Source organism: Microbacterium pollutisoli (genome assembly GCF_053586795.1).
Genome location: NZ_JBNYWT010000002.1, coordinates 91,878 through 104,169 on the forward strand (window position 1 = coordinate 91,878; position 12,292 = coordinate 104,169).

Below are 12,292 nucleotides of genomic sequence, written 5' to 3' on the forward strand. Positions count from 1 at the left end.
GGTAAGCGCTTTCCAGTTTCTCCATCATGACATCGGAAGACGCTTTCCGCAAGCGCTTCCCGAGCCGGGTCATGCGAGGCGGACGGCAGCCCAGGACACGGCCGGCAGGGCGAGGTGGAGCCGGCCGTCGGTCACCTCGGCGCCGGCATCGCGCACGCCGACGCGGGTGGGCTCGTCCAGGGAGTTGGCCGCGTACACGTCGTCTTCGTGCATCAGATGCGACTCGACGACAGCCAGGTCACGGCCGAACACCCGCGTGACGTCGGAGAGATCCAGGCGCACCTGTTCGGCATCCACCGTCGAGCGGTTGACGATGAACAGTGAGACGCCGTCGTCGTCGACCGTGGCGACCGCGTTGAGGTTGGCGACCTGCCCGAACCGGCTGCTGGCGAACGTGCCGCCGCCGGCCTCCACGCGCACGGCGCGCTGTCCGGCCAGGCGCGAGGTGAGTGAGAACGGGAAGAACGTCGTCTGCTTCCACGCCGGACCGCCCGGTTCGGTCATGATCGGCGCGATGACGTTGACCAGCTGGGCGAGCGAGGCCGAGCGCACCCGGTCCGCGTGCTGCAGCAGCGTGATGAGCAGATCGCCGAACACGACGGCGTCCAGCGCGTGGTACCGGTCTTCGAGCAGGCGCGGGGCGACCGGCCAGCCCGGCTCACGGGGCTTGTCGTCCTGGCCGCCGTCCTCGTTGTGCAGGTACCAGACGTTCCACTCGTCGAACGAGATCATGATGCGCTTGTCGCTCTTCTTCGCGGCCGCCACCGCGTCGGCGATCGCGGCGACCGACTCGATGAACCGCGCCATGTCGACGCCGGAGGCGAGGAACTCCTGGGCGTCGCCGCCGTGCTCTTGGTAGTAGGAGTGGCAGGAGATGAAGTCGACGTCGTCGAAGGTGTGCTCGAGCACCGTGCGCTCCCACGACCCGAACGTGGGCATCCCGCGGCTCGACGAGCCGCACACGACCAGCTGGAGGTCCGGGTCGAGCATGCGCATGGCCTTGGCGGTGCGCGAGGCGAGCTTGCCGTAGTCGTCCGCGTTGCGGTGGCCGAGCTGCCAGGGGCCGTCCATCTCGTTGCCCAGGCACCACATCTTCACGCCGAACGGTTCGGCGCGGCCGTTCTGCGCGCGCTGCCGCGTCCAGTCGGTATCGGCGTCCGCATTGGCGTATTCGAGCAGGTCGAGGGCCTCGGGGGTGCCGCGCGTGCCGAGGTTGACGGCGAGCATGAGGTCGCTGCCGACCTTGTCGAGCCACGTCTGGAACTCGTGGAGCCCCACCTCGTTGGTCTCGGTCGAGTGCCAGGCCAGGTCGAGCCGGCGCGGGCGCTGCGCGACCGGGCCGATGCCGTCCTCCCACTTGTACCCGGACACGAAGTTGCCCCCGGGGTAGCGGATGGTTGAGACGCCGAGCTCCTTCACGAGCTCGATCACGTCGGTGCGGAATCCGTCGGCGTCGGCGGCGGGATGACCCGGCTCGTGGATGCCGTCGTAGATGTGGCGCCCGAGGTGCTCGACGAAGCCGCCGAACAGGCGCCGATCGATGTCGGCGATCTCGGCGCGGGGGTCGAGCCGCCCGGTGGCGTCGGTCATGTGCGGTCCCTTTCTGCGGTGGATGCCGGGTGGGGTCGGATGCCGGTGGCGTCAGCCGAGGATCGCGTCGGCTTCCGTGAAGAAGCCGTCCACGGCCTCGTCGACGGTCTTGGTGCCCAGGCCCAGTTCCTTGCCGAGATCCCAGAAGGTCTGCTCGAGCGAGCCGTAGCCCACGACGGGTACCGGGGGCGCGTCGCCGACGCGGTCGGCGACCGAAGCGATGTAGTCGGCGACCTGCTTGTCGACACCCTCAAGGGTGGTGCCGGCCAGCTTGCTCGACGACGCGGGGAACCCGAGCGTCGTGCCGAAGATCTCGCCGGCTTCAGCACTGTTGACGACGAAGTCAAGGAAGATCGCCGCCGCCTCGGGATGGTCGGTGTTCTCGGCGATCGCCATCTGCAGCCCGCCCTGCTGGTAGAGGTCCTTGGCGCCGGGCTTCGCGCTGGGCGGTGCGACGATCGAGATCGACGATGCCCCCGAGTCGGCGAGGTAGCCGCCCAGGAAGTTGCTCCAGCTCATCTCGCTCGCCGTGAGCTGGGCACCGAAGCCCGACATGGGGTTGAGCTCCTCGAGCCGCTGCTGCGGCACGGCGACGTCGTCGCGCAGGTCGGCGCCCGACTCCCAGTAGGCGCGCAGCTCATCCTTGGTGAAGCCGAGTTCGCCGTCTTCGGTGTAAAGGTTCTTGCCGTCGGCGCGCAGCGACAGTTCGAACGTCTGAATCCGCTGCGTGTAGTCGGTGCCACCATAGACCTCGTCGGCACCGGCCTCGGTGACCTCCGTCATCCACTCGTCGAACTCGTCGAACGTGGTGCCGCCGGCCGGGGTCGTGATTCCGTGCGCGGCCAGCAGGTCGTCGTTGACGAAGTTGGCCCACATGCTGTAGCCGGTGGGCAATGAGTACTGCACGTCGCCCAGCCGCCCCGTGCCCAGCAGCGAGTCCTCGAACGTGGCGAAGTCGATGTAGTCGGCGACTTCGGCCAGGTCGAGGATGTGCCCGGGCTCGGCATACTGGCGCAGGTAGCTGTCGGAGAACTGGAAGACATCGGGCAGCCCGCCGCCGGCGACCTCGGTGGCGCGCTTTTCCCAGTAGCTGGGGAAGTCGGTGAAGGTGGTGTTGATGGTGATGTTGGGGTGCTCTTCGTTGAACGCCGCGATGAGCTGGTTGTAGCGATCGGCACGGTCGTCGTTGCCCCAGAAGGCGAAGGTGAGCGAAACTTCCTCGTCGGGATCGAACGCGGCGCGTGGCTCGTCCGAACTGCATCCGGCGAGAACGATAGCACCCGCAGCGACGAGGGTGACCAGAGGCAGTGCGCGTCGACGGTGTGTCATGGTGTTGCCTTTCGATATCGGGGTGGGATGTGCCGCGCCCGGGACGGACGGGGTCGGAAGGAGGAGTATCGCGGGCCGGTGGGCCGCGCCGATCAGCGGCCGCGGCGCCGCTCGGGGATGGCGACGACCGCCAGGGCGGCGCAGCCGATGGCCGGGATGAACAGCGGCGCCAGCGCCCAGGTCACGACGCCGACGAACACGGCCGTCGCCGCGAGGTACAGCCCCCCGGCCAGATCGCCGCGGACGATGCCCGGCACCGCGCGCAGCGCGCCGCGCCATCCCGTCTCCAGCGTCCATGCGCCGGCCGCGGCCAGCAGCACGAGGGCCAGCACCGCCAGTCCCACCCAGCCGACGACTTCGATCACGGCGCCGCCGGGCAGGAACCCGGACCGGGCCACATCGATGTCGAGCAGGAGGATGACCGTGAGCACGACGGCGCCCACCCCGACGGCCGCGCCCGGTAGCACCGCGCGCCGGAAGTCGGCCCAGAACAGGCTGACGCGCGAATCCTCCGCGGCCACGAACCGGCGCAGATGGCGGATGCCGGCGGCCAGCGCTGCGGGCAGGGTCACCACGAGGATGCCGGCCAATGTGATGAGCAGTCCGATCAGCAGCACCTCGCCGAACAGGGCGAACTTCGCCCGGGCTCCCGGGTTCGGCGCCGGCGACGCGTCGTCACGGGTGGGTCCGCTGCCCGAAAGGGCCGCGCGGCGGGCGGCGCGTTCGGCGCTGCGGCTTCGCGCCTTCCCGCCGGTGCCGGCACCGGCATCCATCATCGTGACGGCCATGATCAGCCCTTGAGTCCTTGCGTGGCGACGCCGTCGACGAGGAAGCGCTGGAAGACCAGGAAGAACAGCAGCACCGGCAGCAGCGCGATGAAGCTCGCGGTGACGGTGGCGCCGTAGTCACTCGTCGACGTCTGGTCGTTGTACAGGCGCAGCGCGACCGGCAGCGGGTAGTTCTCGGGGCTGGTGAGGTACAGCAGCGGGCCGAGGAAGTCGTTCCAGCTCCAGATGAAGCTGAAGATCGCGCAGGTGATCAGGGCGGGCTTGATCAGCGGAAGGATGATCGCCCAGAAGATCCGGATGTGCCCGGCGCCGTCGATGCGTGCCGCCTCGTCCATGTCGCGCGGCATCTGGCGCATGAACTGGACGAGCAGGAACACGAAGAACGCTTCGGTGGCGAGGAACTTCGGCAGCACGAGCGGCCAGAACGTGTCGACCAGCCCGAAGTTGTTGAAGATGATGTACTGCGGGATGATCACGACGTGGAACGGCAGCAGCAGCGTGCCGATCATCGCGGCGAACAGGATGCCGAGGCCCTTGAACTGCACGCGCGCGAACGCGTAGGCGGCCAGCGCGCTGGAGATGACGGTGCCGACCACGGCGAGCACCGCCAGCACCAGGGAGTTCCAGAAGAACTTCCACATCGGCACCCCGGCGATGCCCTCCATCACCTTGACGTAGTTGTCGAAGGTGGGGCTGTTCGGCAGCAGCGCGGAGTTCTGACCGAACTCGCTGTTGGGCTTGAACGTGGAGAAGAACAGCCACACCAGCGGGTACAGCACGATCGCGGTGAGGGCCAGCAGCACGACGAACCAGACGACGGTCTGCCAGGTCTTGCGCTTGACCTTCCGGCGACGGGGCGGCGGGCCGGCCGGGACGGTCTGCTGGGCGGCGAACACCGGGGTGGACGCGGCGCCGGAGGTCGTGGCGGCGTGGGAAGTGCTCATCGGTTGTCTCCCGCGTAGTGCACCCAGTTGCGCTGGGTGCGGAAGAGGATGAAGGCGATGATGGCGACGACGACCAGCAGCACCCAGGCGATCGCGGCCGCGTAACCCATCTGGCCGTCGGCGAATCCTCGCTTGTACAGATACAGGGTGATGAAGTTGGTCATGCCCGCCGGCCCACCCGAGCCGTTCGAGATGATGTACGCCGACGCGAACACCTGGAAGGCGCCGATCAGGCCCAGCAGCAGGTTGAAGAAGATCACCGGCGACAGCATGGGGATGGTCACGGCACGGAACCGGTGCCAGGCGTTCGCGCCGTCCATTTCGGCGGCCTCGTAGAGCTCCTTGGGGATCTGCTTGAGCCCGGCCAGGAAGATGACCATCGTGGCACCGAACTGCCAGATCGACAGGACGATCATGGCCGGCAGCACCAGCGTCGGGTTGCCGATCCATCCGCCCAGGTCGAGGCCGAAGAAGTTCAGCGAGTTGTCGACGGGGCCGTCGGTGGCGAACATCGCGCGCCACACGATGGCGACGCTGACCGACCCGCCGATCAGGCTCGGCGCGTAGAAGGCCGAGCGGAAGAAGCCCGCGCCCTTGTCGCGGTAGTTCAGCAGCATGGCGACCACGAGCGCCGCGGCCAGGGTGATCGGGGTGCCCACGAGCACGTAGATGAGGGTGATCTGCGCCGACTGGATGAACTGCGGGTCGTTCGTGAACAGTCGGATGTAGTTGTCGAAGCCGATCCACTTGGGCGGCTGGAAGATGTTGTACCGCGTGAACGACAGGTACAGCGAGTAGACCATCGGGATGATGGTCAGGCCGAAGAACCCGATGAGCCACGGCACCAGGAAGCCGTAGCCGGCGAAGGTCTCCTTGCGCTGACGGGCGCGCTGGCCGGGCCGGTCGAGGTCCTCGGGCCGTCGGCGCGGCACGAGCGAGCGGCGGCGCTTGTCTCCGGTGACGAGGACTCTCGTCGCAGTGGTGCTCACGGGGGTACTCCAGATGTGATGAGGGGAGCGCGGGGATGCCGGGGGCCCGGGCGGGAGATTGCCCGAGCCCCCGGAGTCTGTCATCCGTTGAGGACGACGTCCATCTCCGTGAAGAACTGCGAGACGGCGTCCTCGACGGTGATCGTGCCGAAGTTGAGCTCGACGCCCAGCTGACGGAACTTCTCCTCGAGCGTGCCGTAGCCGACGATCGGCACCGGCGGCGCGTCGCCCAGGCGGTCGGCGATGGCGGCCTCGTGGTCGCGGATCTGCTCGCTGAGCGGGTCGAGGTCGGCGGCCTCGAGCGCGGTCGCCGACGCGGGCAGGCCACGGTTCGTGCCGAAGATCTCACCCGACTGCGGCGAGTTGATGAGGAAGTTCACCAGCGTCGCTGCGGCCTCGGGGTGCTCGGTGTTGGCGGCGATCGCGTGCAGCATCGAGGGCTTGAGGTACAGGTCCTTCGAGCCTTCGACGGTGACCGGCGGTGCCAGCAGGCTCAGCTCGGGGTACTCCTCGCCGAGGTTGCCGAGGTAGCCGGCGCCGAAGTTGTCCCACGTGAGCTCGCTCGCGGTGAGGGCCGAGTCGAAGCCGCCCAGGGGCAGGAGCTCCTCGACGGTCTGCTGCGGGATGCCGATGCCGTCGCGGATGCGCTGGCCCTCTTCCCAGAACTCGGTCAGACGCGCCTCGTCGAAGCCGGGCTCACCGTCTTCGCTGAACAGGTCGGCGCCCTCGGAGCGCAGCTGCAGCTCGAAGTTCTGGATGCGGCCGGTGTAGTCGCCGCCGCCCCAGATCTCGCCGCCGCCGGCCTCGGTGACCTCGGCCATCCAGTCGGTGTAGTCGTCCCACGATCCGCCCGGGAAGTCCTCGACGCCGACACGCTCGAGCAGGGTCGGGTTGGTGAACAGGCCCCAGGCGTTGGTGGAGGTCGGGATGGCGTAGGTGGTGTCGGCGACGACGCCGATCGAGAGGATCTGGTCCGACAGCGGCTCCGTCTCGATGAGGCCGCCCAGGAACGGGTCGAGGTCGAGCAGCAGGCCGTTCTCGGCGTACTGACGCAGGTACGAGTAGTCGAACTGCATCACGTCGGGGAGGTTCTTGCCGGCCGCCTCGGTCTGACGCTTCTCCCAGAAGGCGGGGAAGTCGAGGAACGACGAGTTCACCGTGATGTTCGGGTACTTCTCATTGAAGGCCTCGAGGACCTTGTTGTACAGGTCGGCACGCACGTCGTTGCCCCAGAACGCGAGGTCGATCGTGACCTTCTCGTCGGGATCGAGCGTGCCGTCGCTTTCGGACCCGCCGGCGCAGCCGGCCAGGGCGAGCGCGGCGCCGGTCGCCATGGCGACGACGGCGAGTGACCGCTTCTTGCTGAACATCCTTGTCCTCTCTGTGAACGTCCGCGTCCGCGTGCAGGGCGAACGTTCGTTGTCCGTGTGGTGCGTGTGTGGGCGCTTCTCGGGAATGCTGCGGGAAAGCGCTTGCCGGTCACGGTACTACGCATTGAAACGTTATGCAAGCGAATCAGGCAAACGCTTTCCGTCTTTTCCGAATCGTGACCTGTTACCGGTATCAGTCTGCCTCACGTCGGAGCAGGCTCCGACGTCCGCCGCGTTGTCGTCGGCGCCGCGGCGGTAGGGTCCGCGCACCTCGCCGGCGGCGCGCCGGCGAGTACGGGATTCAGCCGCTGAGACACCACGGGTGCGCGGGCGTCTCAGCGCCGAATCGCGGACTCAGTGCCCAAGAGCGGGCGCGACGCGCAGGGTTCCGCCGTCGACCACGAGTTCGACGCGGTAGACGGCGCAGCGGCGGTCGTCGATCGCCTCGCCCTCATCCGCGGCGTCGGCCGCCTCGCCCTCGCCGGCGTCGGCGGCCTCGCGCCCGTCCGCCGGCTCGACGGATGCCACGGGTCCGGATGCCGTGTCCGGCACGCCCGCGCGCGCGGGGTGCCCGAAGAAGTAGAACCACACCCGGCCTTCATGAAGAACCGGCGCCCCGTGATGCCCGAATCCCGGACCGGGAACCTGTCCGGCGCCGAGGATCACGGCATCCGGCCCGCCCTGCCGCTGCCACGCCACAGCGTCGGCCGACCGGTAGACACCCATCCCCCGCCACTCGTCGACGATCATCCACCACCAGCCGCCGAGGCGGAACACCGACGGCCCCTCGTGCGGCCGATCGCCCACGACGATCCCCTCGTCGGCCCACTCATCCAGATCGGCCGACACCGCCGCCTTGGTCACGCTGTCGGCCGCCTCGTCCTTGTACCAGAGGCGCCACCGGCCGTCGGGCGTGCGGGCGACGGCGGCGTCGATCACCCGGTCGCTCGCCAGCGCGAGCGGGCCGCGGCGCGTCCAGGTCGCAAGGTCGTCGGAGACGTACTCGACGATGTGGCGGGCGTGGCCGGGCCACCGGTCGGGCACGCCGTCGATCTCGGTCAGGTACATGCGCCAGCGCGTCCCGTCGTGGATCACCTCGGGCGCCCAGTGCGTGCGATCGGTCGGGTCCGGCGGCGCTCCCGGGGTGAGCACGAGACGCGTGGATGCCGCGGGTTCGAGCGTGCCGGCATACTGCCACGTGACGCCGTCGGGCGAGTGCGCGACGCCGATCCGGCTGCCGTGCACCCAGGCGACGCCGGGACCCGGGTCGGGGTGGGTGGCGCGGCGCTGCGTGTAGAACATCCACCACCGGCCTGCGTCGATCACCACGACCGGGTCGGTGGCGCCGTCGTAGACCGGGTCGCGGTACAGCTCGGCCGGCATCATCCCTCCACCCCCCGAAGGTCCGTGACGGGGCTCGCGAATCCGGCACGATGGGTGGGGTGCGCGGCGAGATCGGCCGGCGTGATCACGGCGCCGTCGGCCGCGGCCGAGGCGTAGATCGCGGCGACGAGCTCGAACGACCGCGCCGGTTCGCCGGCGGTCTCAGGCAGCGGCCGCCCGGCCAGCAGCGCGTCGAACACGTCGCGCAGCAGCACCGCGTGGTCGCTGCGCTCTTCGACGGCCGGGAGGTCCCAGGCGTCGGCCTCGTCGGCGAAGCCGGGCGCGGGCGTGATCGCCCAGTTCTCATGGCCGTGGCCGTAGAGGTGGTCGACGGTCACGGTCGCTTTCTGCGTGTCGATCCGGATCGAACTGGTCTCCCGCGGCGAGACCGCGCTCGTGACGACCTGCGCGACGGCGCCGCCGGCGAAGGTGATCGTCGCCGTCGAGGCGTCTTCGGTCTCAGTCTCGCGATCGAGGCGCCACAGCCGCCCCTGCACGCTGGTCCACTCGCCGAGCAGGAACGCGAGAAGGTCGAGTTGATGGATGCCGTGACCCAGCGTCGTGCCACCCCCTTCAGTGGCCCATTTCCCTCGCCAGGGCACGGCGAAGTAGTCCTCGTCGCGGTACCAGAGCGTCTGGCACACGGCGATCAGCGGGCGCCCGAGTGCCCCGGACTGCAGCAGCCGGCGCACGTGTGCGGCGGCCGTGCCGGTGCGCTGCTGGAACACCACCGCCAGTTCGCGCCCGGCGGCGGCTGCGGCGGCGCGCATCTCGTCGAGTTCGTCCAACGAGGGCGCCGGAGGCTTCTCCACCACGACGTGCGCTCCGGCGGCGAAGGCGGCGAGCGCCTGCTCACGGTGGGCGACCGGGGGTGTGCAGATGAGCACGACGTCGGGCTGCTCGGCGGCGAGCAGCCCGGCGAGGTCGTCGTAGACGGTCGGGGCGCCGTGCCGCTGCGCGAACGCGTCGGCCGCCGCACGCGACAGATCGGTGACGGCGACGAGCTCGGCGCGCGGGTGGGCGGCCACGGCCCGGGCGTGCAGATTCGCGACCGAGCCGGTGCCGACGATCGCGGTGCGCAGGGTGGGGGTCATTCGGTTCCGTTTCTCCGATCGACCGGGGCGGCCGGCCAAAGCCAGGTCTGCAGACGGCCGCACATGCCGAAGGTGCGCTCGCCCGGGGCCCGTTCGGCGCGGGTGACGGATGCCGCGGCCATGAGCCCCGGCATCCCGTCGGACAGTGCGCTCAGCTGCGCCGCGACGCGGGTGCTCTCGGCCTGGACGGTGGCCTCCCATTGCGTGCGCCAGCCGGCGACCCGCGGCCGCACCAGCCGGACGGCCCGCTCGTGGAAGGCGGCCAGCGCGTCCGGTCCCCCGGCCCGCAGTTCGGCGAAGCCCTGCAGCGCCAGGTCACGGCGAGCGCGGGCGGCCTCGGCACGGTCCACGCCGTCGGGCAGCGTCACGGCGGCCGCGTACGCGGCGGGGTCGTCGAGCACCGGCGCGGGGAAGGTCAGCACGGCGTCACCGGCCTCGGGCAGCCCCGCGTTGGCCATGACCACCAGCAGCCGCAGGTCCCCGCCGTTGATCAGCCGGTGCACGGTGCCGGGCGTGAACCACAGCACGTCGCCGACGGCGAGCGGGTGCTCGTCGAACCCGGCCGCGGACAGGGTCTGCACGGCGCCGGTGCCGGCGGTGACGATGTAGCCCTCCGTCGAGGCCGTGTGCACATGCGGCGTGCCGCCCCGGCATCCATCACCGGCTTCCCAGTCGTAGACCTGCAGGTCGGAGACGGCCACCCCGCCCGGGAACAGGCCGCTCACAGCAGGTCCCGCAGGCGGGCGGCGAGGGGTTCGGCGTCGTTCTCGTCGCCGTCGGCGATGCCCACCGCGTACCGGAACGTCGCGGCCGCGCCGGGGTCGATCGTGTACTCGTCGCTGAAGAAGGGCGCCGGGTTGAGGGCGGCGAACTCCTCGGACCGGGCGAACCACTGGGGCGGGTGGTGCGGGTTGGATGCCGCGTCGACCATGACCAGCAGCGACGTGGCGTCGATCTCGTCGTGGCGTCCGGCGAAGCCCATCCATTCGTGGCGCTGGCCGCGCACGTCCGACCCGCTGCCGGTCCCGTGCACCGTGACCAGCGTGCCGTCGGTGAACGAGCGCGGGCCGCGCCAGAACAGGCCGCCGTACCCGGCGTTGTCCCGCCCCTTGGTCGTGGGCGACCCGATGACGATCGGCGCGCCGGTGACGTTGGTCATGGTGGTCTCGAACGTGAGCGCCCACGCCACGGCGTCGAGGACCCGGGCGGTGAGGGTACGCCGCTCGGTGAACAGGCGCCTCCCGTCCTCGGTGATCCACTCGAGGTCGTGGGTGAACCGGACGACGTCCCCGTCCTCGACCGCCACGACCTCGCGATGGGCCTGGGTGCCGTCATTGGGCAGCTGCACGTAGCCGCGGCCGGCCACGAACGTGGGCCCGCCCCAGAAGTTCTCGTCGTCGACGACCGGCAGCGACCAGGCCAGGCCCTTGTGCCACACGTGATCCCACGGACGGAACAGGCTCACGACGCGGCCGGCCCGCGTGCGCAGCGGGTCGAGATACGGCTTGGGCGACTCGAGCTGCGGCGAGTCGGGCACGAACACGTAGCGCAGCAGTTCGGTCTCGCCGTCGCGGACGGTGAGGTCGGTGTCGGTGCGGACGGTGGCGAGCGTCATGCGCGGATCTCCTCGGGCTCGGAGGGCTCGGTCTGGGCTGCGGCTGATGCGAGCGGTGCCTTGTGAGGATGCCACGGAACGGCGCCGCCATCCATGGAGCGGACGAACGGGTCGTCGCCGGCCAGCTCGCCCGCGCGCACCGGGCGGCCGCGGAAGGCGGAGGCGTAGGTCGCGGCGGCGAGCTCCAGCGTGCGGCGTGCCTCTGCGGCATCCACCCCTGCCGAGCGGCCGGCGGCGAACGCGTCGACGATGGCGGCGATCTGGTCGCGATGGCCGCTGCGCGCGTCGGAGGCGGGTGCGGGCCAGAGCTCGGCGAGGTGCTCGTGGCCGGGGGCCGGGGTGAAGGTCCAGTCGGCGTCGGCGTAGCCGTACAGGTGCTCGACCTCGACGGTCGCGTGCGCGAAGTCGAACCGCAGGCGCGAGGTCTCGCGCGGCGACACGATCGAGTTGACCACGGTGGCCAGGGCCCCGTTGTCGAACTCGACCAGGGCCATCGAGACGTCTTCGGTGTCGGTGGGCAGCTGCTGACGCGCGGCGAACGCGGTCAGCCGCGCCCAGGGGCCGAGAACGGCCAGCAGCAGGTCGAACTGGTGGATGCCGTGGCCCATCGTGGGACCGCCGCCCTCGATGTGCCAGCGTCCGCGCCAGGGCAGGTCGAAGTAGTCGGGGCCGCGGTGCCAGAGCGTCTCGCAGGTGGCGACGAGCGGCCGGCCCAGCACGCCGTCCCGCACGAGTCGGATCAGCCGCTGCGCGGCCCCGCCGTAGCGGTGCTGGAAGACGGTGAGCGCCGGGATGCCGGTGTCGCGCGACACAGCGATGAGCTCGTCCATCTCGGCCAGGCTCAGCGCCGTCGGCTTCTCGATGAGGGCGGGGATGCCGGCGCGCAGCGCCTCGATCGCGAGGGGCACGTGGCTCTGCGGGGGCGTGCAGATGTGGACGAGGTCGAGCTGCTCGGCGACGAACAGGTCGGCTGGGGTCGGGTAGACGGCGGCGTCCGGGGCGAACTGCGCGGCCAGGACCCGGGCACGGTCGGCGTCGAGGTCGACGACGGCGGTCAGCACGGCCCGCGGGGCCAAGGCCCGCAGCGCATCGGCATGGGCGTGCGCGATGGCCCCCGCGCCGATGATCGCCGACCGCAGCGGTGGGGTCGTGGCGTCGGTCATGATGCTCCTCGAATCGTGGGGGCGGTT

Annotated in this window: 11 protein-coding genes; all 11 read right to left on the reverse strand. The window is 70.3% G+C overall.

What is annotated here, in order from left to right:
* Positions 1–69 precede the first annotated feature (69 nt).
* Positions 70–1,590 carry an arabinosylfuranosidase ArfA gene (arfA, locus tag ACQ143_RS05255; protein ID WP_449569657.1) on the reverse strand — a complete coding sequence of 507 codons (1,521 nt, stop codon included), beginning with the start codon at positions 1,588–1,590 and terminating at the stop codon, positions 70–72.
* Between the two features lie 51 nt (positions 1,591–1,641).
* The gene (locus tag ACQ143_RS05260) at positions 1,642–2,919 is read right to left on the reverse strand and encodes an ABC transporter substrate-binding protein (RefSeq protein WP_449569658.1); all 1,278 of its coding nucleotides are present in this window, start codon (positions 2,917–2,919) and stop codon (positions 1,642–1,644) included.
* A gap of 92 nt (positions 2,920–3,011) precedes the next feature.
* Positions 3,012–3,707, reverse strand: coding sequence for a hypothetical protein (locus ACQ143_RS05265; protein WP_449569659.1), 696 nt, complete (start codon positions 3,705–3,707; stop codon positions 3,012–3,014).
* Between the two features lie 2 nt (positions 3,708–3,709).
* Positions 3,710–4,651: a carbohydrate ABC transporter permease gene (locus ACQ143_RS05270; protein ID WP_449569660.1), complete on the reverse strand. Its 942-nt coding sequence runs from the start codon at positions 4,649–4,651 to the stop codon at positions 3,710–3,712.
* Entirely contained in the window at positions 4,648–5,640 is a 993-nt protein-coding gene (locus ACQ143_RS05275) for a carbohydrate ABC transporter permease (RefSeq protein WP_449569661.1), read from the reverse strand. Before ACQ143_RS05275 ends, ACQ143_RS05270 begins: the two co-directional genes overlap by 4 nt.
* Before the next feature lie 80 nt (positions 5,641–5,720).
* The gene (locus ACQ143_RS05280) at positions 5,721–7,010 is read right to left on the reverse strand and encodes an ABC transporter substrate-binding protein (RefSeq protein WP_449569662.1); all 1,290 of its coding nucleotides are present in this window, start codon (positions 7,008–7,010) and stop codon (positions 5,721–5,723) included.
* A 354-nt stretch (positions 7,011–7,364) separates the two neighbouring features.
* Entirely contained in the window at positions 7,365–8,396 is a 1,032-nt protein-coding gene (locus tag ACQ143_RS05285) for a family 43 glycosylhydrolase (protein ID WP_449569663.1), read from the reverse strand.
* Positions 8,393–9,487: a Gfo/Idh/MocA family protein gene (locus ACQ143_RS05290; protein WP_449569664.1), complete on the reverse strand. Its 1,095-nt coding sequence runs from the start codon at positions 9,485–9,487 to the stop codon at positions 8,393–8,395. The genes ACQ143_RS05285 and ACQ143_RS05290 overlap by 4 nt, the downstream gene beginning before the upstream one ends.
* Entirely contained in the window at positions 9,484–10,212 is a 729-nt protein-coding gene (locus ACQ143_RS05295) for a cupin domain-containing protein (protein ID WP_449569665.1), read from the reverse strand. Before ACQ143_RS05295 ends, ACQ143_RS05290 begins: the two co-directional genes overlap by 4 nt.
* The gene (locus ACQ143_RS05300; RefSeq protein WP_449569666.1) at positions 10,209–11,102 is read right to left on the reverse strand and encodes a DUF6807 domain-containing protein; all 894 of its coding nucleotides are present in this window, start codon (positions 11,100–11,102) and stop codon (positions 10,209–10,211) included. The genes ACQ143_RS05295 and ACQ143_RS05300 overlap by 4 nt, the downstream gene beginning before the upstream one ends.
* Positions 11,099–12,265 (reverse strand): Gfo/Idh/MocA family protein, encoded by a 1,167-nt coding sequence (locus ACQ143_RS05305; protein ID WP_449569667.1) that lies wholly within the window; start codon positions 12,263–12,265, stop codon positions 11,099–11,101. The genes ACQ143_RS05300 and ACQ143_RS05305 overlap by 4 nt, the downstream gene beginning before the upstream one ends.
* Positions 12,266–12,292: the final 27 nt, after the last annotated feature.